We start from the raw sequence: 26,537 nt of genomic DNA on the forward strand, positions 1-26,537 counted from the left end.
GGCTGGATTGCCGCTAACCGCGTGCTTTCCAGGCGATCGGCGGCAAAAGCGCAAAAAGCGGTTGACGCTGATCGGGGGTCGCAGTAACATGCGCCCCCATCGGCGAGTAGCGCAGCTTGGTAGCGCAACTGGTTTGGGACCAGTGGGTCGGAGGTTCGAATCCTCTCTCGCCGACCATATTTAAGAAACCTGTCTGAAAAGACAGGTTTTTTTTCGTCTGGGTAAAAAGAGGATGAGAACCTCCGAAGGAGGTTTGAGCCGAGCGTAGCGAGACAACGTTGCTTCAGCAACGGCCCGCAGGGCGCGGCTCGCAGAGCCGGGTAATCCTCTCTCGCCGACCATATTTAAGAAACCTGTCTGAAAAGACAGGTTTTTTTTCGTCTGGGTAAAAAGAGGATGAGAACCTCCGAAGGAGGTTTGAGCCGAGCGCAGCGAGACAACGTTGCTTCAGCAACGGCCCGCAGGGCGCGGCTCGCAGAGCCGGGTAATCCTCTCTCGCCGACCATATTTAAGAAACCTGTCTGAAAAGACAGGTTTTTTTTCGTCTGTAGAAAAGAGGATGAAAGGTACGGATTTATCGTTGAGCGGACTTCAGGGAGCATACGCCTTTCGCAAAAACGCCATCCCTGGCCCGCGATGCTTTGCTACAGGCGTATGCTCCCTTCGCTTTACGACTGGCAGCCGCTTCAGAGTGCTGACAAACTTCAGCTTCTGGCTGTCATCTTCCAGAAAGTTCCAATAAATACCACCCGCTACGTATTCCGCTCATCCGCCGTTGTTATCGCCGCTTTCCCTCTGGCAGGCCTTGCCATGCAAGAGATGCAATCATAATTCGTGACACGTTCTTCTTATGACCGAAATCGGCAAGTTGCTGATTTCTTATGCTTCGGGACCAGCATATTCCGCTGGCTGAACGTCATAACGCACGGTGAATCGTTCAGTTATTCAACATTTGCCGGTAAAAGTTTTAAGTTTTTTAGCGGTGAGAATCACTAGCGATAAACCACGCTTCCAGCAGAATGTCTGGAAAATAAGCGACCGGCGCTGTGCATTGTATGGCTTTTATCCGGAAAGGTTTTTTTTTACCGTTGCTTGCTATCCCTCACACTCTGTGTAAATAACTAACCGTTGTATTGACGTTCATTGCAACTGTTGACAAATTGATGCGTCAATAAAGCCGCAGTTACGGAATTTTCTGAGTGATTCCATGGCATCAGAAAAAACAAAAAAAACGTAGCGCACTTTAACCACCCGTTCGGTGGTACGCCTGAACCGCATAAAAAAATCAGAGGTCGGGCAATGCACACAACATCACATCACAATGGAGCAAAAGCATGATCAACTCCCTGGCTAAATCCGGGATGCTGAAGGTCGGTCTGAGCCTGATTGCTATGACTGTCGCCGCCGGTGTTCAGGCAAAAACCCTGGTTTACTGTTCAGAAGGTTCTCCGGAAGGCTTTAACCCGCAGCTGTTCACTTCAGGTACCACTTACGACGCCAGCTCACGCCAGATCTACAACCGTCTGGTTGAGTTCACCATCGGCACCACCGAGCTGCACGCAGCGCTGGCCGAGAAGTGGGATGTCAGCGACGACGGCAAAACCTACACTTTCCACCTGCGTAAAGGCGTGAAGTGGCAAACCACCAAAGATTTCAAACCGACGCGCGAATTTAACGCGGATGATGTGGTGTTCACCTTTGAACGCCAGCTGGATAAAAACAACGCTTATCATGGCGTCTCCGGCGGCAGCTACGAATATTTCGAAGGCATGGATATGCCGAACCTGATCAGCAAAATCGAAAAAGTGGACGATCATACCGTGCGCTTTGTGCTGACCCGTCCTGAAGCACCATTCCTGGCGGATCTCGGTATGGACTTCGCCTCTATTCTGTCGAAAGAGTACGCGGACAACATGCTGAAAGCTGGCTCGCCGCAGAAGGTCGACCTGAACCCGGTCGGTACCGGCCCGTTCCAGCTGCTGCAGTATCAGAAAGATTCGCGCATTCTGTATAAAGCCAACCCGGATTACTGGGGCACCAAACCAAAAATCGATCGCTTAGTCTTCTCAATTACGCCTGACGCCTCGGTACGTTACGCCAAGCTGCAGAAGGGTGAATGTCAGGTGATGCCGTATCCAAACCCGGCTGACATTGCGCGCATGAAGCAGGACAAAAACATCAACCTGTATGAGCAGGCGGGCCTGAACGTCGGCTATCTCTCTTACAACGTTGAGAAAAAACCGCTGGATAACCTGAAAGTGCGTCAGGCCCTGACCATGGCGGTCAACAAACAGGCGATCATTGATGCCGTTTATCAGGGTGCTGGCCAGCCGGCTAAAAACCTGATCCCACCGACCATGTGGGGCTACAACGACGCGGTGAAAGATTACGCTTACGATCCTGAAAAAGCCAAAGCGCTGCTGAAAGAAGCGGGCATGGCTGACGGCTTCTCCATTGACCTGTGGGCGATGCCGGTACAGCGTCCTTACAACCCGAACGCGCGCCGTATGGCGGAGATGATTCAGAGCGACTGGGCGAAGATTGGCGTGAAAGCCAAAATCGTCACCTACGAGTGGGGCGAATATCTGAAGCGTGCCAAAGCCGGTGAACACCAGACCGTGATGATGGGCTGGACCGGCGATAATGGGGACCCGGATAACTTCCTCGCCACGCTGTTCAGCTGTTCAGCGGCGAAAGATGGCTCTAACTACTCGCGCTGGTGCGATAAATCCTTCGAGGATCAGATTCAGCCAGCTCGCGCCACCGCCGATCAGGCGAAGCGCATCGAGTACTACAAACAGGCACAGGTTGTCATGCATGACCAGGCACCGGCGCTGATGATCGCGCACTCAACGGTCTATGAACCGGTCAGCAAGAAAGTCTCCGGCTACAAAGTCGATCCGCTTGGCGGACACTACTTTGCCCAGGTAGACATTCAGGAATAATTGTTGCCTTTTCCGGGGCGGCTGCGCGTCGCTCCGGCTTTATCTCCCTGTTTTACTGGAAACGGTAGAGGCGCAGCCTGTCTGCGTCGCGGTCGGGCCTACCCGATCGTCAGATGTAAGCAATAACTACCCTCGCGGCGACGGTCGCGCGGACAAGAGAGAACCCGGATTATGCTGCAGTTCATACTCCGACGTTTGGGCCTTGTCATCCCAACGTTTATCGGTATTACATTACTCACCTTCGCATTTGTTCACATGATCCCCGGCGATCCGGTGCTGATCATGGCGGGCGAACGCGGTATTTCCCCTGAACGTCATGCACAGTTAATGGCGCTGTTAGGCCTTGATCAGCCGCTGTGGAAACAGTATCTGCATTACATTAACGGCGTATTACACGGCGACTTGGGTATTTCACTCAAGAGCCGCATCCCGGTATGGGATGAGTTTGTGCCGCGCTTTAAAGCCACGCTGGAGCTGGGCGTCTGCGCCATGCTGTTTGCGGTCGCGGTCGGCATTCCGGTTGGGGTGATGGCGGCGGTGAAACGCGGCTCAATCTTCGATCACACCGCGGTGGGCATCTCACTGACCGGCTACTCAATGCCGATCTTCTGGTGGGGCATCATGCTGATCATGCTGGTGTCGGTGCAGTTCAACCTGACGCCGGTTTCTGGTCGCGTCGGCGACACTGTCTTCCTTGATGACACCATGCCGCTGACCGGCTTTATGCTGATCGATACCTTTTTCTGGGGCGAAGCGGGCGATTTCCACGATGCGGTAATGCACATGATTTTACCGGCTATCGTGCTCGGCACTATTCCGCTGGCGGTGATTGTACGTATGACGCGCTCGGCGATGCTGGAAGTGCTGGGGGAAGATTACATCCGTACCGCACGCGCCAAAGGGCTGACGCGGATGCGGGTTATCGTGGTACATGCGCTGCGTAACGCCATGCTGCCGGTGGTAACCGTCATTGGTCTGCAGGTCGGCACCTTACTGGCCGGCGCGATCCTGACCGAAACCATCTTCTCGTGGCCAGGCCTGGGTCGCTGGCTGATCGAAGCGTTGCAACGCCGCGATTATCCGGTAGTGCAGGGCGGCGTGCTGCTGACGGCGGTACTGATTATCCTGGTCAACCTGCTGGTTGATCTGCTGTATGGCGTGGTTAACCCGCGCATACGTCATAAGAAATAAGGGGGCATCATGTCTGTTGTTGATCCCGCCAGCGTAACCGCTGCACCCAAGCCGATGACCCCGTTTCAGGAATTCTGGCACTATTTTAAGCGTAACAAAGGCGCCGTGGTGGGCCTGGCGTACATCATCATTATGTTACTGGTGGCGGTGTTCGCCGATCTGCTGGCACCTCATGCGCCAGCTGAGCAGTTCCGTGATGCGCTGCTGCATCCGCCGGTCTGGCAGGAAGGCGGAAGCTGGAGTTATATCCTTGGCACCGACGATGTCGGCCGCGATGTGCTGTCGCGTCTGATGTACGGCGCGCGCCTGTCGCTGCTGGTTGGCTGTCTGGTGGTGGTGTTGTCGCTGATTTTCGGCGTGATCTTCGGCCTGCTGGCCGGTTATCTCGGCGGCGTGGTGGATGCCACCATTATGCGTCTGGTCGATATCATGCTGGCGCTGCCCAGCCTGCTGCTGGCACTGGTACTGGTGGCTATTTTCGGTCCGTCGATCGTTAACGCCTCTATCGCCCTGACGTTTGTGGCGCTGCCGCACTACATCCGTCTGACCCGCGCCGCGGTCCTGGTGGAGGTAAACCGCGACTATGTGACCGCCTCCAGCGTCGCCGGAGCCGGTATGCTGCGTCAGATGTTTGTAAATATTCTGCCTAACTGTCTGGCACCGCTGATCGTGCAGGCATCGTTAGGTTTCTCCAACGCCATTCTCGATATGGCGGCGTTGGGCTTTCTCGGTATGGGTGCGCAACCGCCAACGCCGGAGTGGGGCACCATGCTCTCCGACGTATTGCAGTATGCGCAAAGTGCCTGGTGGGTGGTGACGTTCCCTGGATTAGTCATTCTGCTGACCGTGCTGGCATTTAACCTGATGGGCGATGGTTTGCGTGATGCACTCGACCCGAAACTCAAGCAGTAAAGAGGCACCGAGATGGCGTTATTAAATGTAGACAAACTGTCGGTGCATTTCGGCGACGAAAAAGCACCGTTCCGGGCGGTCGACCGCATCAGTTATCAGGTTGAGCAGGGCCAGGTGGTCGGCATTGTGGGTGAGTCCGGCTCCGGTAAATCGGTCAGCTCACTGGCGATCATGGGGCTGATCGATTTCCCTGGCAAAGTGATGGCGGAAAAGCTGGAGTTTAACCAGCGCGACCTGAAACGCATCTCCGAACGAGAGCGCCGCCAGCTGGTGGGCGCGGAAGTGGCGATGATTTTCCAGGACCCGATGACCAGCCTCAATCCCTGTTACACCGTCGGTTTCCAGATCATGGAAGCGATTAAAGTGCATCAGGGCGGCAATAAACGCACCCGACGTCAGCGGGCGATCGACCTGCTGAACCAGGTGGGGATTCCCGATCCGGCGTCACGACTCGATGTTTATCCGCACCAGTTGTCAGGTGGGATGAGCCAGCGTGTGATGATCGCTATGGCGATTGCCTGCCGACCCAAACTGCTGATTGCCGATGAGCCGACCACCGCGCTCGACGTGACTATTCAGGCGCAGATCATCGAACTGCTGCTGGAGTTACAGCAGCAGGAGAATATGGCGCTGATCCTGATTACCCACGATCTGGCGTTAGTGGCTGAAGCCGCGCATCACATCATTGTGATGTATGCCGGTCAGGTGGTGGAGAGCGGCAAGGCGAGCGATATCTTTAAGGCGCCGCGTCATCCTTACACCCAGGCGCTGCTGCGTGCGCTGCCGGAGTTCGCGGCCGATAAAGCCCGTCTGGCCTCGCTGCCGGGCGTGGTACCGGGCAAATACGATCGCCCGGTTGGCTGCCTGCTCAACCCACGCTGCCCTTACGCGACGGACCATTGTCGCAAGGAAGAACCGGAACTGCGCACCATTCCAGGCCGCCAGTCCAAGTGTCACTATCCGCTGGACGATGCCGGGAGACCGACTTATGAGTCATGAAACAACCAAGCATGAGTATTTGTTACAGGCGATCGATCTGAAAAAGCACTACCCGGTGAAGAAAGGGTTGTTTGGTCAGGAACGTCTGGTGAAAGCGCTGGATGGCGTCTCGTTTAATCTGGAGCGCGGCAAAACGCTGGCGGTCGTTGGCGAGTCGGGCTGTGGGAAATCCACGCTGGGCCGCCTGCTGACGATGATTGAAACCCCGACCGAAGGGCAGCTTTACTGGCATGGGCAGGATCTGCTGAAGCACGATCCGCAGGCGCAGAAACTGCGTCGTCAGAAAATCCAGATCGTCTTTCAGAACCCTTATGGCTCACTGAACCCACGCAAGAAAGTGAGTCAGATTCTGGAAGAGCCGCTGATTATCAACACCCAGCTGACCAAAGCCGAGCGCCGCGAGAAGACGCTGGAGATGATGGCGAAAGTGGGCCTGAAGACCGAGCATTATGACCGCTATCCGCACATGTTTTCCGGCGGTCAGCGCCAGCGTATTGCGATTGCCCGCGGGCTGATGCTCGATCCGGACGTGCTGATTGCCGATGAGCCGGTTTCGGCGCTCGACGTGTCGGTGCGCGCCCAGGTGCTGAACCTGATGATGGATCTGCAGCAGGATATGGGACTTTCCTACGTCTTTATCTCGCACGATTTGTCGGTGGTGGAGCACATTGCGGATGAAGTGATGGTGATGTACCTCGGCCGCTGTGTCGAGAAGGGCAGCAAAGAGGCGATTTTTGCCAACCCGCGCCATCCGTACACTCAGGCGTTGCTGTCGGCCACGCCGCGTCTCAATCCGGATGATCGCCGTGAGCGGATCAAGCTGACCGGCGAACTGCCGAGCCCGCTCAGTCCGCCACCGGGTTGTGCTTTCAACGCGCGCTGCCGCCGCCGTTTTGGCACCTGCGTTCAGTTGCAACCGAAGCTGAAAAGCTACGGCGGACAGCAGATCGCCTGCTTTGCCGTTGACCAGGATGAAAATCAGCCGGTCGGCGCGGCTGAAAAAGTCGGTTAACTCACCAAAAGGCTCCTGCTGGAGCCTTTTTTTAACGCAACTTGCCCGCCAGCGCCTGCCGTTGCTGCCTCCTCTTACTCGCCACCTTTCTCTGCCGCTGTTGTTTCGTTACCGACATTAACCAATGATTTTTCTGATGATATTTCCGGCAGAAACCGATAAGTTTCCTCAACGCTTCACCGGCTTTTTTCATGCTGACGTCAGCGTCAGATCAGGTGAAGGATTTCGTCAGCAACGGGGATTAATCTCATCTTAACCACGCTGGTTGTGCCATGCGTAAGATGAGTTAACCGGATCGAATAAATGTAACAATCGGGCGAAACAATTTCACGTAAGCCTGACTTATTAATTTCCGACCAAAAGCACCCGTCATCGGCTATTTACCGCCACGATCGAATCTTTTTGATTAAACTATTTTATTGAATTTGCTGTTTTTGTAATCAGATTTTTCTCACCGAGTTTAAGCGGATGTGCTATATTCCAGGAAAATTCCCACCTTGTTGCAGGCCATGGCCAATGAAGAATAATTACGATGATTTGCAGCGTTTTAAAGAGAAAACGCAAACGCTCGACATCGACTTTAAAGATATGTCTGGCCAGACGCAGGAGGCGGCGGAACACAGTAAATGGGCATTGATTCGCCAGCTGGCGAAAGAAGAACATCAGACCCCGTTTGGCGGCGGCGAGCGTATTGACCTGCCGCAACCTCAGCCGCTGCGTGGTGATGAGTTCACGGCTCCACCGGCTGGGACACCGGCACGACATGCCGCACTCACTGCGCAACCGGCAATGGCAGCCCGCACCTCGATTCTCGATAGCCTGTCAGGCAATAACCTGCCAGCAACCAGCACGACTGAACGCGGCCCTTCATCACTCTTTCCGCCACCGCCACCGCTGCAAAAAGTGGCTGTGGCTGAGCCTGCGACCATGCTGCGTGCTGAGCCTGTCCGGCCTGCCACCGTGGCGGATCTTCAGCCCGTCGTCGCACCCACCGCCACCCATTCTGAGCCAGGACGATTTGGTGCGCTGTTCCGCTCGCGCGAGATTAATCTGCCGAAAGAAACCTTACTCAAACCGTTACTGGAGAAGATTGCGCTATGCCATTAGTTTGTGTGTGCTCGCCGAAGGGGGGCGTGGGGAAAACCACGCTGGCGGCGAATCTGGCCTGGAGTCTGGCGCGTTCCGGTAGCAAAGTTCTGGCGATTGATTTTGATGTGCAGAATGCACTGCGTCTTCACTTTGGCGTGCCGCTTCATGATGGCCGCGGATTTGTGGCGCGCTCAGAAGAGCAGGCGGACTGGAGCCAGTCGATTCTTACCACCGGCGGCAATATCTTTGTGCTGCCCTATGGCGACGTCACGGAGCCGCAGCGTGAACGGTTCGAAGAGAACCTGATGAAAGATCCCCACTTTATTAAGCGCGGTCTGGATACGGTGCTCAATTATCCCGGCCTGGTGATCGTGGCTGATTTCCCGCCTGGCCCAGGCCCCGCCCTTAAAGCAATGACGGCGCTGGCCGATATGCATTTAGTGGTGATGTTAGCCGATACCGCATCAGTCTCGTTATTACCGCAGATTGAAGAGAACCGGATGATCGGTAAACCTCTCAATAATAAGCAGGGTCACTATTTTATCCTTAACCAGTGTGACAACCGCCGGAATATCAATCGCGATGTCACCGCATTTATGCAGCAGCGCCTGGGCGATAATTTACTGGGCGTGGTTCACCGTGATGAAAGTGTGGGTGAAGCCAATGCTTCGCAGCAGTCTGTTTACGATTTCAGTCCCGCCTCCGCAGCGGCATTTGATATTGAACTGATCGCGAAAAGGGTCAGCAGCATTCTGAATATCACCGTGGGTAATGGCGAAGTTCAGGCTCCCATCCGCACAAACCACTTTTAGTCGGCTTCCGCCAGGCGACTGACTTACACAGCTCTTCTCAGGGTGAATCATGAGTAAAATCGGGTTTTACCTGCTGCTGCTGGTGCTTGCACCCGTTGCCGCGGTGATCATCATTACGCCAATGGACAGCCAGAAACAGTATATTTTTGGTCTGATCAGCATCGGCATGATGTTTTTATTGGGTTTCAGCAAGAGCCGCAAAATAACTGTGGTGATGGTGATTCTCTCTGCGCTGATGTCCAGCCGCTATATCTGGTGGCGGACCACCGAGACGTTGCACTTTAATTCCGAAGTAGAAGCTATCTTAGGCATTGGCTTGTATCTGGCGGAGCTGTACGTCTGGCTGATCTTAATTCTTGGCTTCCTGCAAACCACCTGGCCATTAAAACGCACGATTGAACCCTTACCGGACGACACCAGCCTGTGGCCGACGGTCGATATTTATGTGCCTTCCTACAATGAAAGTCTTGATGTGGTGCGCGACACCGTACTCGCGGCGCAGTGCATCGACTACCCGCGTGACAAAATCAGGGTCTATCTGCTGGATGATGGCAAGCGCAGCGAGTTTGCCCGCTTTGCGGCGGATGTCGGCGTGGGTTATATCACCCGTGACGACAACAAACATGCCAAAGCCGGGAACCTCAACCATGCGATGAAAATCACCAAAGGTGAGCTGATTTGCATCTTCGACTGCGACCACGTGGCGACGCGCACCTTCCTGCAGGCGACGGTCGGACCGTTCCTGAAAGATCCGAAGCTGGCGCTGCTACAGACGCCGCACTACTTCTATTCTCCCGATCCCTTTGAGCGTAACCTGCGCGCCGCACGCAGCATTCCAAATGAAGGCTCGCTGTTTTATGGCCCGGTGCAGCAGGGTAACGATAACTGGAATGCCACTTTCTTCTGTGGCTCCTGTGCGGTTATCCGTCGTTCAGCGCTGGAAGAGATTGGCGGTTTTGCCGTTGAAACCGTGACCGAAGATGCACACACCGCCCTGAAAATGCAGCGACTGGGCTGGGGCTCAGCCTTTTTGTCGATCCCGCTGGCTGCCGGTCTGGCAACAGAACGTCTGGGCCTGCATATCATTCAGCGTACCCGCTGGGCGCGTGGCATGACGCAGATTTTCCGCGTCGATAACCCGCTGTTTGGCCGTGGCCTGAAGTGGCAGCAGCGCCTGTGTTACCTCAACGCCATGCTGCACTTCCAGTTTGGTCTGCCGCGTGTCGCCTTTCTGACGGCACCGCTGGCCTATCTGCTGTTTAATCTCAATATCATCCACTCCTCCGCGTCGCTGATTTTTGCTTACGTGCTGCCGCATCTGGTGATGTCGCTTTATGTTAACTCGCGGATGAATGGCCGTTTCCGCTACACCTTCTGGGGTGAGATTTATGAGACGGTGATGTGTTTCCATCTGGTGATCCCGACCATTCTGACCCTGCTGTCGCCAAAACATGGCAAGTTTAACGTGACCGATAAAGGCGGCGTGCTGGATCAGGGCTTCTTCGATTTCCACATCGTGCGTCCACATGTGATTGTGGCGCTGCTGCTGGGCATTGGCATTGTAGCCGGTGTGGTGCGTGCGGTGATGCATGACTATTTTGGCGTCGATCCTTACGTTATCGCGCTCAACGTCGGCTGGGCGATCTTCAGCCTGATCATTCTGATGGCGGCGATTGCCGTGGCGCGCGAAACCAAGCAGGTGCGAAAAACCATCCGTGTTGAGGTGCAAATCCCGGCGATTATTCATTACGCCAGCGGCATTTCATCGCGCACCCAGACCAGCAACCTTTCGATGGGCGGCGCGCAGCTTGATGCACCCGATGGACGTCATGAAACTGATGAGATTGAAGAGATTGATCTGCTGCTGAAATCCGGCGCGATCACTATCCCGGTCAGTCAGATTTCCGGCGATGATGAGAGCATCCGTCTGCGCTTTGAGGCGATGCCGCTGGCGCGACGTCGCGAACTGGTCCGTGTGGTGCTGGCTCGTGCGGATGCCTGGATTCAGCCGGAGTATAAGCAGGACAACCCGCTGATTTCGCTAGGCACTATTATCCGTACCGTCTTTGAGCTGTTCTGGCTGACCTGGAAAGGCCGCCACGATAAACGTAAAAATGTCGACCCGGTTGCCGCGGCGGCGAAAAAGGATGGGGCGGCATGAAGATCCTGACGCAAACTTTGCTGGTCAGTTCACTGACCGCAGCGTTATGGCTGACGCCCGCTGGCGCGGAAACGCCGGTTGCTACTGATAACAGCAGTGCTGCGCCGGTAAACAGTTCAGCCCCGACGCCGCCTGATGCTGCTTCCACCACGCAGCCTGCCGATGCCACCGTCATTGCACCCGCGACAAATCAGGCTCCGGCCAGCGATGCGGCATCTGTGGCAGCCATGAATAAGGGTTCCAGCCAGACGGCAGGTTCAGACCAGGTAGCGGTCCCGGTCAGCGGTGGAGAGTCTGCAATGCCGTCCGTGTCACCAGCGGCAAATGCGCCATCTGCGACACCGTCCGCAGAATCTGCACCGGTATCGGCGCCACAGAGTGCATCACCCAATGCCGTGGCACCCGCGGTGAACGCCTCTTACGCTCCAGGTAGCGAGGCGACATCACAAACTCAGCCATCTTCAGTGACCGGTGACGCGACTTCAACGCCTCAGACCGCGTCATCGACCGGTGAGGCGGCGGCTTCTGCCCAGACCACCGCGCCGATGGCCGCCACCGGCGCTGTGACCCAGGACAGCAGCGCGCTGTCCGCGGTGCCCCTGCCGCAAGGCCTGAGCAGTGCCGATCCCGCGCTGGAAGCGGCCGCCAGTGCGCTGCCCTACGCGCCAGGTCAGGTAGCTGCGCCGGTTGCAGAAGCGCAGCCGCCGATCGCGGCTGCCATCAATCAGCCGATCAGTAGTGCTATTTCAGTAGCCCAGATGGGCCAGTCGCGCGGCATCACGCTGACCGGCGGTCAGCTTCAGTCGGGTATCACCTTCACCCTGCCCGGCGATGAAGTCATCACCAATGCGCGACTTAATCTGACGCTGCGCGTCTCTGCTGCGCTGGCGGCACGCAATACGTCGCTGCAGCTGATGCTGAATGGTCAGCCGCTCGGCACGCTGCCGCTGAGTGCGACGGACAGCGATGTCAGCGACTATGAGCTGGATATTCCGGCGGCGATGGTGGTGTCGGCGAATAACCTGAGTTTTAAAATCAATGATGCGGACAAGTTGCTGTGTGAAAGAGAGAGCGCACAGCAGTATCAGGTCACCATTCTGCCGAACACGTCGCTGCACCTTGAGGGCCAGAAGCTCAATATCGGCACCAGCCTGCGTAATTTCCCGCGCCCCTTCCTGGATCCTCAGCGGATGACGGCGTCCACCGTGACGGTGGGATTTGCCAGCAATGTTTCAGCCGATGCCGTCAGCGCGGCGGCACTGGTGGCATCCTGGCTTGGCATTCAGAGTGATTATCGCGGCATCCGTTTCCCGGTGGTGCGCGGCGAACTGCCGGAACAAAACGGCATCCTGTTTGGTCATCCTGGTGACCGGATCGGCACCCTGACTTTCCCGGCCAGTAACGGTCCGATGTTGCAGGTGGTGGATAATCCCAATAATCCGGTTTACAAATTGCTGCTGGTCAGTGGCAACAATGAGGAGCAGTTGCGTCAGGCGGCGAACCGTCTGACGACGCAGCCACTGACGACTGATGAGAGTCAACTGCAGGTCCCTGCGCAGACTATTGCAAACCGCAAACCTTACGATGCACCACGCTGGATTAACACTGACCGCCCGGTACGGCTGAGCGAACTGCTGCGTAAAGATCAGAGTCTGACCAGCAGCGGCATCTGGCATGATGCGCTGCGTGTTAATTTCCGCGCCGCGCCTGATTTGTTCCTGTGGGATGGCGACACAGTGCCGGTCAATCTGCACTATCGCTTCCCGTCCGAAAGCTGGATCGATGAGGATAATTCTTTCCTTAACGTCATGCTCAACGGTACTTTTCTGCGCAATCTGACGGTGAACAAAGTCGGCCTGCTGGAGAACGCCTGGCACCGTCTGGGCGGTGATGCGCGTCAGGAGCAGTATCAGCTTAATCTCGAACCCTACCTGATCTATGGCGATAACCAGCTGGCGCTCTACTTCAATATCAAACCGCGGGCTGATGCGCCCTGCGGTGTGTTACTGAACAACAATATCAAAAGCCGGATTGAAGAGGACTCATGGATCGATCTGAGCCATACCCGTCACTTCAGCATGCTGCCGAACCTCTCTTACTTTGTGGGTGCCTCTTTTCCGTTCTCACGTCTGGCCGATTTCAGCCAGACCACGCTGCTGCTGCCGGAAACGCCCAGCGATGCTGAACTGTCAACGCTACTGGATCTGGCGGCGCGGGCTGGTAAAGCCACCGGTCTGGCGCTGACACAGAATCAGGTACTGTTTGGCCTGCCCAGCGGCGGCACCCATCTGGCGCGCATACAGCAGAGCGATCTGCTGGCGGTGAGCACCACCGGCAACAGCGCTTTTAATCAGGCGATGCTGGCGGCTTCCCCTTATGACGCCACCAGCAGCACCTTTGGGGTGAAAGAGCCCGACACGCTGGAAAAATTACGCGGCTGGCTGACCGGTGACTGGAGTCGTCAGCAGCTGGATGCCGATCGTTACTTCTCCTCCAACGAAGCGTGGCGAGGCTTCCTCAGCTACCGATCGCCATGGAACCGCGATCGGCTGGTGGTGATGACGGTGGCAACCAGCGACGATCAGCTGTTGCGACTGCATAACGATTTGAGTTCGGCGCAGATTAACGCCGGCATTCGTGGCGATACCGCGATTATTACCGATGAAAACGGCATTCGCAGTTTCCGCGTCGGCGCGCAGTTCCCCAGCGGTGAGTTGCCCTGGTACATGATGGTGGTGTGGTATGCCAACCAGCACTCGGTACTGCTGGCGGTGGCGGCGATGCTGCTCTCCGCGCTGGTGGGCAGTGCGGCCTGGGTGATGCTGAAGCGTCATGCCTGGCGGCGTCTGAACCCGAAGCCCGATCGTGATTCCGGCAGGAAGTAAGGATAATAACAATGAAAAAAAATCTGTTAAGTGCCGGTATCCGTAAGGCGTTGCTGCTGGGCAGCGCGCTGGCCCTGTCACAGCCGCTGCTGGCGGCGGAAAGCGCCAACCCGGCGCTGCAGGCGCTGTTCGATCAGGCTTCTTACTGGCATCAGAAAGCGCATGACGACCTGGCGACAGCCTCACTGCAAAAGGTGCTGATGGTTGAACCCAACAACACTCAGGCGCTCTACCTGCTGGCGCTCTATTCACAGCAGGGCGGCGACACTGCGGCGGCGGCGCAGTATCGCGCCCGGCTGAGCCATGTCTCCCCCAACGATCCACACCTCGGCGAGCTGGATAATGCGCGCCAGATGCAGACCATTCCGCAGGCGCAGCTTGCGCTGGCGCGTCAGCAGGCGCGCAGCGGCAACATTCCGGCGGCGTTACAGACCTGGCGCAACACCTTCAGCGGCAATGAGCCGCCACCCAGCGTCGCGGCAGAATATTACCTCACTATGGCGGGCGACCGTACGCTGCTGCCGCAGGCGGTTGAGGCACTGCGCCAGTTTGCGGCTCAGCATCCGCAGGACACCGGCGCGCGGCTGGCGCTGGGTAAAGCGCTGACCTATCAGGAACCGACCCGTCGCGAAGGCATTGAGGTGCTGAGTTCGCTGGCGAGCGGTAATCAGGATGCCGACCGCTCACTGCGTCAGGCGCTGCTGTGGCTCGGTCCACAGCCGTCAGATGCGGCGCTCTATCAGACCTGGCAGCAACGTCATCCGCAGGATTCAGCGGTGATCGACTACTACCGTAAAAACGTCGGCGGCGCAGAAAAAGGGGCCGGATTCAGCGCGCTCAACAGCGGTGACGTCGGCGGTGCGCAGTCCAGCTTTGAAAAAGTACTGAGCGCGAATCCGCAGGATGCCGATGCGTTAGCGGGCATGGGCTATGTGGCCCAGCGAGCCGGACGTTATCAGGAAGCGGCGGATTATCTGCAGCGGTCTGCTCAGCTCGGCGGCGATCAGGGTTCATCGCGTCAGCAGCAGGCTGACGATGCGCGTTTTTATGCACAGCTGGCCAGCGCCCAGCAGGCACTGAAAAGCGGAGACACGGTGCAGGCGCTGACATTAAGCGAACCGCTGGTGCAGGCTGACGGCGAAAAAGGGCTGGCCGCCAGACTGTTTCGCGCCGACGTGCTGCGCCGCACCAATCAGCCGCAGCAGGCGGAGCAACTCTATCGCACTATTCTGCAAAGCGATGCGGATAACCGCAGCGCCAAAGAGGGGCTGTTCTACGTTCTGCGTCAGCAGAATCGGGGCGCCGAAGCTAACACGCTGCTGGGGGCACTGCCGGACAGCGTGCGCCAGAGCGTCACGCCACGGGCCAATGAAGCCGATGCGCTGCGTCAGCAGGCGAAGCGTCAACTGGCGGCCGGTAACAATGCCGCTGCCATCGCGACGCTGCAGCAGGGTATTCAGCGCTATCCCACGGATGGCTGGCTGCGGCTCGATTTAGCCCGGCTCTACCGTCAGCAGGGCGACACGCTGCAGGCGGCCAACGTAATGCAGCCGGTGATGCGTAACGGGGCCAGCACCAGCGAACTGTATGCCGGTGCGCTTAACGCCAGCGAAAGCGGCGGCTGGCAACAGGCCAGCACGTTGCTGTCGCGCATTCCCGCTAACGCGAAGACGGCGGCGATGCGTGAACTGGCGCAGCGGGTTAATTTCAATCTGCAGATGAGCACGGCCGACCAGTATCTGGCGCAGGGCGCGACGGCTGCCGCCGCCAATACCCTGAAGGCGCTCACGGTTAATCCACCCACCAACCCGGTTGATGCCGGAAACCTGGCGCAGAAGCTGGCGCAGGCGGGCGATCTCACCAGCGCCGTTTCGGTGGTGCGGGCTAACCTGCAGCGTGGCGTGCAGGGCAATGCGGGCGATTATGCCGCGCAGATGACGGTGCTGAATCAGGCGGGCCTCGGCAGTGAGGCGCAGCGTTTCCTCAGCAACCCGGAACTGCAGGCGCGCAGTACGCCGACGCAGCTGGCCGGTATTCGCAATGGCTATCTGATTAACGAAGTGGATCGCCTGCGACAGCAGCGTCAGTACGCGGTGGCGTATGACAAGCTGATTGGTGCACTGCAGCAGGACCCGCAGAACCGCGATCTGATGTTCTCGATGGCCCGTCTCTACCAGGACGGCAAGATGAACCGCGATGCGGGCGTGGTCTATGACTACCTGATGACCCAGGATACGCCGACGCAGGATGCGCGCGTCGGGGCCATCAACGTCGCGCTGGCGCAGAACAATGTGCAGCGCGCTAATGAGCTGAGTCGCGGCCTTAACAGTACGACTCAGACACCGGATCGTCTGCTGCTGCTGGCGCGGGTGGCGGAAGCCAATGGCGAGCATTCTCAGGCGATGGCTTATCTGCGTTCAGCGCGCGGTCAGCTGATTGGCCTGCAGGGCGCGCAGCCTGGCAGCGTGCCGACCGTGGGTGGACTGGCGCTGGCGGATAATCCGTTTATCAACCGTGATACTTCGCCGGTGGGACGTTCACCATCCAGCTACGGCACCGTGCTGCCGTGGCAGGCGGCACCTGCGGGCGTTGCCGCTGGCGTGACAACGCAGGGTGAACCGGCCGCGGGCAGCGAAACTGTTTCCCGGCAGTCACAGATTCTGCACGATGTCGACACCATGATGGATTCGCTGCAGGAGAAAACCGGCAGCTGGAGTCAGGGCATGGTGCAGGTGCGCGGGCGTGACGGCGAGTCGGGCCTGAGCAAGCTGACGGAAGCCAAAGCGCCGCTGACCTTCTCTACCGTGCCGTTTGAAACGGCGCGCTTCGACTTTACCGCCACGCCGGTGTCACTTACGGCGGGCAGTGGCGCAGCCGATGCCTGGCGTCGTTTCGGCACCAATGCGCTGAGTCAGGGCAGGGTAGTGGCCGCAGGCGGTGCAACGGTGAATGACCTGCCGAACGCCACCACCGATTCGCAAACCGCTTCGGGCGTGGAGCTGAATCTGGCGCTGAAGGGCGACAGCTATAAAGTGGATATCGGCAGTACGCCGCTGGGCCAGGATCTCAGTACCCTGGTTGGTGGCGTGCAGTGGTCACCGAAACTCACCGACTTCCTGACGCTGATCCTGACCGGTGAACGTCGCGCGATTACCGACAGCCTGCTCTCTTACGTCGGCGCAGAAGATAAAGCCAGCGGCAAACGCTGGGGACGCGTCACCAAAAACGGCGCTAACGCCCTGTTAAGCTACGACAATGGCGATGCGGGTTTCTACGCCGGTGCGGGCGCGTACAGCTACCTTGGCGAGAATGTCGCCAGCAACAACAACCTGCAGGCGACGGCCGGCGCCTACCTCCGTCCGTTCCACACTGACGATCGCGAGCTGAAAGTGGGCATGAGTCTGTCATGGATGGACTTCTCGAAAAACCTCAGCTATTTCAGCTACGGTCAGGGCGGCTACTTCAGCCCGCAGAACTATGCGTCGGTCTCCTTCCCGATTGAGTTCTCCCGCACATTTGACGATCTGAAGGTCAATATTGGCGGTGCAGCCGGTTATCAGACCTACAGTCAGGATAAAAGCGCGTACTTCCCGGCGGATGCCAGCCTGCAGTCAGAGCTGGAATCCCTTGCCGCCAGCGGCAGCGTGAAAGACGCTTACTATTCAGGCAGCAGCAAAAACGGCATCGGCTACAACCTGCACGCCGGGGCGGACTACAAACTCAATAAAGATGTGACGATTGGCGGCCAGCTGGGTTATGACACCTTTGGTGACTACAACGAAAGCAGCGCGCAGCTCTATGTCCGTTACCTGTTCGGAGAGAAGTAATGAGTGAGCATTCGGGGGTATCGCATCCTTATCAGCCGGGCTGGTTTGACCTGGTCAGCGTGCTGATTGACGGGATGATCGCCAACGCTGGTCAGCAGGAGGCGGAAGCCTTTCTCTATAAGATGGGGGAGTCGCTGGCGACCCGCTATCCTTTGCCAGAGTCGCGTACCGTGCAGGATCTGGAGCGCGAGTGCAATCTGCAACTGGCGCGGTTTAACTGGGGGTTTGTGCAGCTTCAGCCGGAAGAGAAGGCGCTGCTGATTGCGTATCACGCCTTACCGGCAGGCGACAACACCCACTCTCCGGCTGACTGGCAGGCGGCGTTTGGTGCGGTGATGGCCGGACTTTTTTCGGGCTGGTTGCAGGGCCAGGGCGGCAGCAGCATTGTGCCGGTTACGCTTGAACTCAACGATGGCAGCACGCTGCACTATCGATATCAATAGGATCGGAAATGAAACGTAATCCACTCTGGCGGGTCTGGCTCTGCTCTGTTTTACTGCTGGCCTGCAGCGCGCAGGCCAATGCCAGCGGCTGGGAGACTTTTAAAAGTCGCTTTGTGACCTCAGAAGGGCGGATCACTGACACCGCCAATAACAACGTCAGCCACACCGAAGGTCAGGGTTATGGCATGTTGCTGGCGGTGGCCAACAACGATCGCGCCACCTTCGATCGGCTGTGGCAGTGGACGCGCAGCCAGCTGCGTAATCCGCAGACCGATCTCTTCTACTGGCGCTACGTGCCAGGCAGTGACAACCCGGTCGCCGACAAAAATAACGCCTCGGATGGCGATGTGTTGCTGGCCTGGGCACTACAGCGTGCTGCACAGAAATGGCAGGTGGAGAGCTACCAGCAGGAATCTGACCGTATTCAGCGCGCCATCATCAGGCTGGATGTCACGAGCTTTGGCGGCCACACCGTGATGCTGCCGGGTGCGCAGGGCTTTAACAAAGTCAGTTATGTGGTGCTCAATCCCTCTTACTTCCTGTTTCAGGCGTGGCGCGAGTTTGGTGAACACAGCCATCTTCAGGTCTGGGATAAGCTGATTAACGATGGCTTTGATCTGCTGGGTAAGCTGAGCTTTGGTAAAACCGGGCTGCCAATGGACTGGGTCGCACTGAATGCCGACGGTTCGGTTGCCCCGGCCGTCGGTTATTCGAACCGCTTCAGTTACGATGCGATTCGCGTGCCGCTGAACATCTGGTGGTATGACCCGCACAGCCTGGCACTGGTGCCGTTTCAGCGCGTCTGGCAGGGTTACAGCCGCATGCTGACACCCGCCTGGTTCGACGTGCTGGCGAATGCCCCTGCACCTTACCATCTTGAGGGCGGACTGCTGGCGGTACGTGACCTGACGCTGAATGAAACCGGCTATCTGAGCGATAAGCTGGCTGCGGATCAGAACTACTTTTCTGCCAGTCTGCAGTTGCTGACCTGGCAGGCGTTTCAGGAGAAGCGCTGATAACCGGCAGAATGGCGGCGCTGGCCGCTGTTCTGCCATCGACAGCCACGCGCTCAACAGGGAGCAGGCGCCTCGCCTGCTCCGCCTTTAACTGCCGGGTCACGGCTCTGCAGCCCGGCGGTTACGCGTTACTGCGGATAGGCGACCCAGTCGCCGCCGTTCAGCCTGATCCAGGGTTTGCCCTGATACATCATCACCACCGCACCGTCATTTTCCGACACCACCGGCGTCTGTGGCAGCTTGTCAGTCAGCACCGACATATTCACATTCGGGGCATTAAAAACCTGCCCATCTACGACGCGCGACACAATCTCTGATAAGGCCAGCAGGCTGGTTGGCGCATCAATGTTCAATGGCTGAGCCTGATGCGGCGCCTTCATCCCGACGAACTTGATGCCTACCGGTACGTGAGTAATATCCGGGCTGGGAATATCGCGCAGGCCGGACATCTGCATTTTGTCTCCCTGCAGCGCGGCACCGTGCTCAGGCACTACCATTACCATCACCCGTCGGCCCGACTTCTCCAGTTGCGTCATAAAGGCATCAAGCTGATCGAAAAGTAGTTGCGCGCGCGGCTTCCACGGTGCCGTTTTGGTGCTGCCGAGTTCGCGGGTGCCGTCGTGCAGCGGGATCAGATTGTAGAAAGTGGCGCTGCGCGCATCGCTGCTTTTGCTGCGGTCGTCCAGCCAGCGCTGCATCAGTTGCGTATCGTTGAAGACCGGCGAGCCGTCGAATGATGTCAGTTCTGGTGTGATACCCGCCTGTGACATCAGCGGTGCCTGAATATCGCCGCCTTCGCGCACCTCCTTCAGGTAGTTACCGAATACGCCGGTGTGATCCATCATCAACTGCTCTTTAAAGCCCAGCTTCGCCAGATTGTCGAACAGATAGCAACGCGGATCGGCAGGTTTATAGAGATCGCTATGCGAGGTCTGGCCACAACTGGCACGCAGCAGTCGGATACCTGCCGGTCCGCTGTAGCTGGTTGCGGCGTTGTAATTGCTCAGCATGATGTCGAAATGCTGCCACAGCGGATGGTTACGCAGCTGAGAAGCATCCATATCAGACCAGGCGAGCGAACAGATATTGATCACCAGGATGTCGAAAGGCTGCGAATCGGCGGGCAGATTGTCGGGAAAATGCGTTACGCGCTGGCGTTCACTTTCATGAAAGCGGTTCAGCCAGGCGGTGAGATTCGCGCTGGTCGGCGGCGCAGACTGCTCCAGACCGTCCGGCGTGACGGCTGGCTGGCCGCCGCTGGGCGTCTGATTCAATACGACCTGTGGCGTGGCCGTCCGGGTCGGCAGCAGCGACATCGCCGGGCCAGCAATCGTCAGCACGTTAAGCCAGATCAGCATCAGGGAAACCAGCACCGTGATGCGAATCCATTGTGAAACAAACAGATAGAGAACCAGCAGCACAAAGGCGGCCCCCACCATTTGCCAGTTAATAAAGCGATCGGCCAGGTCGAGCAGATAGGCCGCAGAGAAGCCCGCCAGCTGATCGCCCTGGCTGAGTATGCTGCTGAGTCCTGGCAGCCAGGTGTCGTGCCAGAACAGCGCGATGCCAACCGGAATCGAGATCAACTGGCGGATGCGATGCAGGCGCGCCGAGGGTAACGGAAAAAGCAGCCAGGCGAGAAACACCAGATTGCTCAGGGCGTGAAAATTGAGATAGCCATACCACAGCAGGCCGAACTTCAGTAAAAAGTAGAAATTCCAGCCGCCCAGTCCACGCCAGGAGGACCAGAAGCGGGAAGAGGAGGCCGCCGCAGGTTGATCAGTATTCATTAATTTTTTCTATCCGTTTCAGAGGATTGACGCTGCCAGTGACCTTCCGATTTAAGCGCGCGAGCCGGCAACAGGCGATTCATGATGCCGTTCCAGCGACGGGGTAGCCATTTTTGATATAACGGCTTTAAAAACAGCAGGATAACCAGAGTAAGTAGCGCAATTTGTACCCAATCCATCAGATTCATCAGGCTTTGTTCTCCGGCAATAAAGTGATGGGCTGCGGTGCAGCGCGTTCATCTGTTTCAGGCCGGCTCTCAACGGCGGCGCGGGCCGTCTCTGATACCGGAGTCAGATCCTGAATTGCCATCGGCGTCAGTTTCTTGATATTGCTGACTTCCGCGAGGATCTGATTATCCTCAAACCAGACCATCCGGTTAGCAAACAGCTCGTCGCGAGGCAGAGAAAAGATATATTTCAATGCTTTATCAAGGTCGTTATAGCGACAGGAAGAGAGGAAAAGGATGACACGATCTTCCAGCACCGTGACCAGGTCGCCAAAGCGGCGCGGTTTACAGAGCGTCAGGATTTGCTGAGGCTTAAGCTGTGGCACCGGCCGCAACGCGACCAGCAGGCCCTTATCATTTTCCGGCAGCAGGGTATTGCTGATCAACTGGCCGACTGACTGACAGAAGGCGTCGAGACGCAGGTAGCCTTTCTCATGCAGAGGCTGCAACGAAGCGGTTAACGCCTCAAGACTAGCGGGAACGCGACGGTTAAACACCTGTCCCTGAAGGCCCTCCAGCGTGGTCAGAAAGCGCGACAGTGTGGCGTTGGTCGGGACGATGGCGTTCACACCGCAGGCCAGCAGCAGACGTTCGTCGCTATAACGCAGGCTGGCACCCATCTCGCGTACCACAATTTTCAGGCCGTTGCCGCGTGTACGACGCAGGCTGTGCACCATCTTCGCCAGTTCGTTGATATATTCGCTGCGGGTCAGGCTGAAAATCACCGTTGCGGCATTGGCCTGCTGCGCCCGCAACCAGACCTGCTCATTATCCTCGAACAGTTGCCACTGGCGTGAAAGCGGCGGCGCGCCCTCGAGCACGATGTTGTCCGCAAGATAATGCTGCTCGTCGTTGAGGCTCAGCGGTTCCTGCTTTTCATTTAAGGTAAAAAAGCGTTCATTTTCACAGCCCAGACGTATTGCCCGATCGGCAAGCAGGCGTTCCGCGGTATACCACCAGTTAATTCGATACTGCCAGCTATCCTGCTGAAAGCTCAAATGCGCAACGCCATCCAGCTGACGAAAATAACGCTGAAGATGATTACTCAGATTTATTATTGTGGCGCCGGAGGTCACGATTAAAAGGGTGAGCTTTCTTTTATGCAGCGTCTGACGCATGCCCTTTATCCAGCGGGATAATTCTGCGTCATCAAGCTTATCCCATTGCGCTGCGTTGCTATTAAATATCACTAACCCATTTTTACTGCCGAGCGTGCGCAGAAAATCACTTTCCAGCTGCAACAAACTGCCTTTGCTTTTGGAAAGAGAAAACAGCGGGATACGATCGGGTCCGTCAATGGGATCGGGCGTCAGTAAATCACGCGGCGGCTGGTCAGCGCTGATCAGCGTTACGGCCTGCTGATGTGAAATTACCTGTCGAATAAAAGTGCGGGCATCATCCTGCCGCGCACAGGTCACCCAATAACAGCCAGGCGTTTGCAATGCCGTTAATTCAGGCTGAACATGCAACAGCCCCAGCGAAAAAGAATTTTTCATATTGAATTCGTTATTTTTCCAGTCCAGGCTAGCTTATTATAGACAGGCCGGGATGTAACCTGAGAAATTTAAACATTGCTAATCACAGGCCGGCTCACATTGTTCTGCAATTGCCGCGTTTCTGGAAATGTTTTTCAACTTTCCTTTACGCCCAGTCCGTCATCCTGAGTGTGACGTTGTTTTATTTTTGGCGAACAGTAATGAAAAACCACAATCTCTATAACCCTGTTGCCGCTGATGGCGATCGTCAGGATGATATTAGTGCGTTGCGTGATGCGTTTTCTTTGCACTCTTTCCGCTATGTCGACATTGCGCGGGAAGAGCGTCTGAAAGCGATCGTGTCGCGCTGGCCGCTGTTAGCGGAAACCCTTGCCAGCCAGTCTGAGACCGATCGCTGATGCCGCAGATCGCGCTTCAGGGCGTACGGGGCGGCGTCGGCACGACTTCTCTTTGTGCCGGATTGGGCTGGGCGCTGGCGGCACTCGGCGAGCGAGTATTGTTGATCGATGGCTCCCCGGTCAGCCAGCTCGGCGTGCATTTTAATCTGCCCGCTCAGCAGGATAATGGCTGGATGAAAGCACTGTGTGAGGGCGGTGACTGGCAGCACAGCGGGCTTCGCTATCCCGATGGTCCTGATTTGCTGCCTCACGGGGTGCTTTCCCATCAGCATGCTTTGACTATTGCCAGACAGAATGAGGCGATCGCCTCGCCGCTGCTCCAGGCATTACCGGACCTGCGGGCGCGCTATCAGTGGATTATTTTCGATCTGCCTGCCGATACCCTGCCCTGGCATGAAACGCTCTATCCGATGCTGGACAGCCTGTTGTGCGTCACTCAGCCAGACGCGAATTGCCATTTGCGGCTTAGCCAGCGCCAGTTTCCGGCGCGCACCCGTTTTATTATCAATCAGTTTAATGCCAACAGCCGTCTGCAGCAGGATCTGCATCAGCTCTGGATGGCCTCGCTGAATCCGCTGATCCCGCTGCTGATCCACCGGGATGAGGCACTGGCAGAAGCGCTGATGATGAAGCAGCCGGTCGGTGAATATCGGCCACATGCGTTGGTCAGTGAAGAGATCATCACGCTGGCAAGCTGGCTGCTGCTCAATCTGAATGGAGTGAGCTCTTGAATCCGTTGTGCTGGCTGTTAACCGCGCCCGCCTGGCAATCGCTGCACAGGGGCTACACCACCGCACGAGGCAATGGCGCGTCCCGCTTCGCCAGTGCGCTCCATCTGTTCTGGTCGGTGCTGGGCCTGATGCTGCTTCGCTTCGAAACGCCGGGCTGGCAGCGGATTATTCAGCAGCGCCGCCGGCTCTATCCGCACATTTCGCCGGAGCGGCCGCGACCACTGGATATCCTGCGCTATCTGATCCAGACGCTGTGGCTTTTGGTGATCCTGCCGCAGAGCGATCGCGCTCGTGGCGGTTTCCGTGGCCTCGGTGCGCTGTCTGGCTGGCGCCACCATGGCTACCGCTGGCTGGACAGGGCCGTTGCCCACTCACAGACCCAGGGAATCGATGTGCGCATCGAACAGTGGCTGAAGCGGCTGTCGCCGCTGGTGCGACGCAGCCTCTTCGCCGTCACCGCCCTGTTTGCCACGTTGCTGGCGCTGCTCTGTATCAGCCAGCCCTTTGGTCTGATGACGCAGTTTATCTTTGTGGTACTGCTCTGGAGCCTGGCGATGCTGGTACGACGCGTCCCGGGGCGTTTCCCGACCATGATGCTGATTGTGCTGTCGCTGACCGTATCGTGCCGCTACCTCTGGTGGCGCTATACCTCGACGCTGAACTGGGACGATCCGCTGAGTCTGGTGTTTGGTCTGCTGCTTATTGCGGCTGAGACCTACGCCTGGGTGGTGCTGGTGCTGGGCTATTTTCAGACGCTCTGGCCGCTTAACCGTCAGCCGGTGTCGATGCCTGTCGATCGGGATCAGTGGCCAGGCATCGATCTGCTGGTGCCAACCTACAACGAACCGCTCAGCGTGGTCAGACCCACCATCTACGCTGCCATGGGCATCGACTGGCCGAAAGATCGCCTGAATATTTATCTGCTCGACGACGGTGACCGGCCGGAATTCCGCGAATTTGCCGCCAGCGTGGGTATCAACTATGTCGTCCGTCCCACCCATGAGCACGCCAAGGCCGGCAACATCAATCACGCGCTGAAAAAGTACTGCCGCAGCGAATTTGTGGTGATTTTCGACTGTGACCATGTACCGACGCGCGCCTTTTTGCAGATGACCATGGGCTGGTTTATCAAAGATCCCCGGCTGGCGATGATGCAGACGCCGCATCACTTCTTCTCGCCTGATCCGTTTGAGCGCAATCTCGGGCGGTTTCGTCGTACGCCCAATGAGGGTTCGCTCTTTTATGGGCTGGTGCAGGACGGTAATGATACCTGGGATGCCACCTTTTTCTGCGGCTCCTGCGCCGTGCTGCGCCGCAGCGCGCTGGATGAAATTGGCGGTATTGCGGTGGAAACCGTTACCGAAGATGCCCATACCTCGCTGCGTCTGCACCGGCGCGGCTACACTTCGGCCTACATCCGCATTCCTCAGGCGGCCGGACTGGCGACCGAAAGTCTGTCAGCGCATATCGGACAGCGTATCCGCTGGGCACGCGGTATGGTGCAGATCTTCCGCCTTGATAACCCGCTGTTTGGTAAGGGGCTGAAGTGGGTACAGCGGCTCTGTTATGCCAACGCCATGCTGCATTTTCTCTCTGGCATTCCGCGGCTGGTCTTCCTGCTGGCGCCGCTGGCGTTTCTGCTCTGTCATGCCTACATCATCTACGCGCCTGCGCTGGCGATCGCCATTTATGTTTTGCCCCATATGCTGCATACCAGCCTCACCAACTCGCGTATTCAGGGACGCTGGCGACACTCTTTCTGGAGCGAGGTCTACGAGACGGTGCTGGCCTGGTATATCGCCCGGCCTACCACCGTGGCGCTGTTCAATCCTCATAAAGGGAAGTTTAACGTCACCACAAAAGGCGGGCTGGTCGAGGAGCAGCATCTGGACTGGGTGATAACCAAGCCCTATATGCTGCTGGTGCTGCTCAACCTCGCAGGGGTATTGATGGCGTTCTGGCGCATGCAGCACGGTCCGGCCAATGAGGTACTGACGGTATGGGTGAGCCTGATTTGGGTGCTCTACAACATGATTATTCTTGGCGGTGCGGTAGCGGTTTCGGTTGAAGCACGGCAGATCCGTGAGGCGCACCGGGTGGAGATCGCCATGCCGGCCGCCATTGCACGCGAAGATGGTCATATGCTGCCCTGTACGCTGCGTGATTACTCTGACGGCGGTGTCGGGCTGGAGATGCGCGAGCCGGATGCGCTGCGGGAGAATGAAAAAGTGTGGCTGCTGCTGCGTCGTGGACAGCAGGAGTTCAGCTTTCCGTGCCAGGTGCAGCGTGTCTTTGGCCACCGTGCTGGCGTGCGTCTCCATCAGCTGACCACCCAGCAGCATATTGAATTTATCCAGTGTACCTTCGCCCGCGCCGATACCTGGGCGCTGTGGCAGGACGGTTTTCCGGAAGATAAACCGGTGCAAAGCCTCGCCGATATCATGATCCTCGGCTTCAAAGGTTACCTGCGCCTGGCGGAATATGGCCCACCGCAGTTACGTCGGCTGTTTAACCTGCTTACCGTTGGGGTGAGCTGGCTGGCCTCGCTGTTGCCGCAAGGCATCGGACGTGTGCCGGCTTCAAAAAACGCATTGAGTTGATGA

Annotated in this window: 18 protein-coding genes, 1 tRNA gene and 2 other RNA genes; 18 read left to right on the forward strand and 3 right to left on the reverse strand. The window is 57.4% G+C overall.

The window, feature by feature from the left end:
• Positions 1 to 100: 100 nt before the first annotated feature.
• The 15 genes from ACX3P5_RS19300 to ACX3P5_RS19370 all read left to right on the forward strand — a co-directional run bounded on the left by ACX3P5_RS19300 (position 101) and on the right by ACX3P5_RS19370 (position 19,292).
• Positions 101 to 177 (forward strand) — tRNA-Pro (locus tag ACX3P5_RS19300).
• 34 nt (positions 178 to 211) lie between these two features.
• A non-coding RNA gene (locus tag ACX3P5_RS19305) (RtT sRNA) lies at positions 212 to 341 on the forward strand.
• A gap of 34 nt (positions 342 to 375) precedes the next feature.
• Positions 376 to 505, forward strand: a non-coding RNA gene (locus tag ACX3P5_RS19310) — RtT sRNA.
• 829 nt (positions 506 to 1,334) lie between these two features.
• Positions 1,335 to 2,945 carry a dipeptide ABC transporter periplasmic-binding protein DppA gene (dppA, locus tag ACX3P5_RS19315; RefSeq protein WP_233985697.1) on the forward strand — a complete coding sequence of 537 codons (1,611 nt, stop codon included), beginning with the start codon at positions 1,335 to 1,337 and terminating at the stop codon, positions 2,943 to 2,945.
• Positions 2,946 to 3,116: 171 nt separating this feature from the next.
• A complete protein-coding gene (dppB, locus tag ACX3P5_RS19320; protein ID WP_233985696.1) occupies positions 3,117 to 4,136 on the forward strand; it encodes a dipeptide ABC transporter permease DppB in 1,020 nt (339 codons plus the stop codon).
• Positions 4,137 to 4,145: 9 nt separating this feature from the next.
• Positions 4,146 to 5,048 carry a dipeptide ABC transporter permease DppC gene (gene dppC, locus ACX3P5_RS19325; RefSeq protein ID WP_094120946.1) on the forward strand — a complete coding sequence of 301 codons (903 nt, stop codon included), beginning with the start codon at positions 4,146 to 4,148 and terminating at the stop codon, positions 5,046 to 5,048.
• 12 nt (positions 5,049 to 5,060) lie between these two features.
• Positions 5,061 to 6,047: a dipeptide ABC transporter ATP-binding protein gene (gene dppD / locus ACX3P5_RS19330; RefSeq protein ID WP_233985695.1), complete on the forward strand. Its 987-nt coding sequence runs from the start codon at positions 5,061 to 5,063 to the stop codon at positions 6,045 to 6,047.
• Positions 6,037 to 7,059, forward strand: coding sequence for a dipeptide ABC transporter ATP-binding subunit DppF (gene dppF, locus ACX3P5_RS19335; RefSeq protein ID WP_233985694.1), 1,023 nt, complete (start codon positions 6,037 to 6,039; stop codon positions 7,057 to 7,059). Before dppD ends, dppF begins: the two co-directional genes overlap by 11 nt.
• 516 nt (positions 7,060 to 7,575) lie before the next feature.
• Positions 7,576 to 8,166 carry a cellulose biosynthesis protein BcsO gene (gene bcsO / locus ACX3P5_RS19340; RefSeq protein WP_233985693.1) on the forward strand — a complete coding sequence of 197 codons (591 nt, stop codon included), beginning with the start codon at positions 7,576 to 7,578 and terminating at the stop codon, positions 8,164 to 8,166.
• Entirely contained in the window at positions 8,157 to 8,960 is an 804-nt protein-coding gene (gene bcsQ / locus ACX3P5_RS19345; RefSeq protein WP_010671647.1) for a cellulose biosynthesis protein BcsQ, read from the forward strand. The genes bcsO and bcsQ (ACX3P5_RS19345) overlap by 10 nt, the downstream gene beginning before the upstream one ends.
• A 49-nt stretch (positions 8,961 to 9,009) precedes the next feature.
• Positions 9,010 to 11,121 (forward strand): UDP-forming cellulose synthase catalytic subunit, encoded by a 2,112-nt coding sequence (bcsA, locus tag ACX3P5_RS19350; RefSeq protein WP_233985692.1) that lies wholly within the window; start codon positions 9,010 to 9,012, stop codon positions 11,119 to 11,121.
• Complete coding sequence (bcsB, locus tag ACX3P5_RS19355) at positions 11,118 to 14,006, forward strand: cellulose biosynthesis cyclic di-GMP-binding regulatory protein BcsB (RefSeq protein ID WP_458969136.1); 2,889 nt, start codon at positions 11,118 to 11,120, stop codon at positions 14,004 to 14,006. Before bcsA (ACX3P5_RS19350) ends, bcsB begins: the two co-directional genes overlap by 4 nt.
• A gap of 11 nt (positions 14,007 to 14,017) precedes the next feature.
• Entirely contained in the window at positions 14,018 to 17,833 is a 3,816-nt protein-coding gene (locus ACX3P5_RS19360; protein WP_458969137.1) for a cellulose biosynthesis protein BcsC, read from the forward strand.
• Positions 17,833 to 18,276 carry a cellulose biosynthesis protein BcsD gene (gene bcsD, locus ACX3P5_RS19365; RefSeq protein WP_061901880.1) on the forward strand — a complete coding sequence of 148 codons (444 nt, stop codon included), beginning with the start codon at positions 17,833 to 17,835 and terminating at the stop codon, positions 18,274 to 18,276. Before ACX3P5_RS19360 ends, bcsD begins: the two co-directional genes overlap by 1 nt.
• An 8-nt stretch (positions 18,277 to 18,284) precedes the next feature.
• Positions 18,285 to 19,292, forward strand: a complete 1,008-nt coding sequence (locus ACX3P5_RS19370) for a glycosyl hydrolase family 8 (protein WP_233985688.1) — start codon at positions 18,285 to 18,287, stop codon at positions 19,290 to 19,292.
• A 128-nt stretch (positions 19,293 to 19,420) separates the two neighbouring features.
• Here ACX3P5_RS19370 and bcsG read toward each other — a convergent pair whose 3' ends face one another.
• The 3 genes from bcsG to bcsE are packed head-to-tail and all read right to left on the reverse strand — an operon-like array spanning position 19,421 to position 22,805.
• Positions 19,421 to 21,082, reverse strand: coding sequence for a cellulose biosynthesis protein BcsG (gene bcsG, locus ACX3P5_RS19375; RefSeq protein ID WP_458969138.1), 1,662 nt, complete (start codon positions 21,080 to 21,082; stop codon positions 19,421 to 19,423).
• A complete protein-coding gene (gene bcsF / locus ACX3P5_RS19380; RefSeq protein WP_039390442.1) occupies positions 21,082 to 21,270 on the reverse strand; it encodes a cellulose biosynthesis protein BcsF in 189 nt (62 codons plus the stop codon). Before bcsF ends, bcsG begins: the two co-directional genes overlap by 1 nt.
• Positions 21,270 to 22,805, reverse strand: a complete 1,536-nt coding sequence (gene bcsE / locus ACX3P5_RS19385) for a cellulose biosynthesis protein BcsE (RefSeq protein ID WP_458969139.1) — start codon at positions 22,803 to 22,805, stop codon at positions 21,270 to 21,272. The genes bcsF and bcsE overlap by 1 nt, the downstream gene beginning before the upstream one ends.
• Before the next feature lie 200 nt (positions 22,806 to 23,005).
• Here bcsE and bcsR point away from each other — a divergent pair, with 200 nt between their 5' ends.
• The 3 genes from bcsR to bcsA (ACX3P5_RS19400) are packed head-to-tail and all read left to right on the forward strand — an operon-like array spanning position 23,006 to position 26,534.
• Entirely contained in the window at positions 23,006 to 23,203 is a 198-nt protein-coding gene (bcsR, locus tag ACX3P5_RS19390; RefSeq protein ID WP_010257416.1) for a cellulose biosynthesis protein BcsR, read from the forward strand.
• On the forward strand, positions 23,203 to 23,934 hold the full coding sequence (bcsQ, locus tag ACX3P5_RS19395; RefSeq protein WP_458969140.1) for a cellulose biosynthesis protein BcsQ: 732 nt from the start codon (positions 23,203 to 23,205) through the stop codon (positions 23,932 to 23,934). Before bcsR ends, bcsQ (ACX3P5_RS19395) begins: the two co-directional genes overlap by 1 nt.
• Positions 23,931 to 26,534: a UDP-forming cellulose synthase catalytic subunit gene (gene bcsA / locus ACX3P5_RS19400; RefSeq protein WP_458969141.1), complete on the forward strand. Its 2,604-nt coding sequence runs from the start codon at positions 23,931 to 23,933 to the stop codon at positions 26,532 to 26,534. The genes bcsQ (ACX3P5_RS19395) and bcsA (ACX3P5_RS19400) overlap by 4 nt, the downstream gene beginning before the upstream one ends.
• Positions 26,535 to 26,537: the final 3 nt, after the last annotated feature.

Source organism: Pantoea sp. S-LA4 (assembly GCF_054482835.1).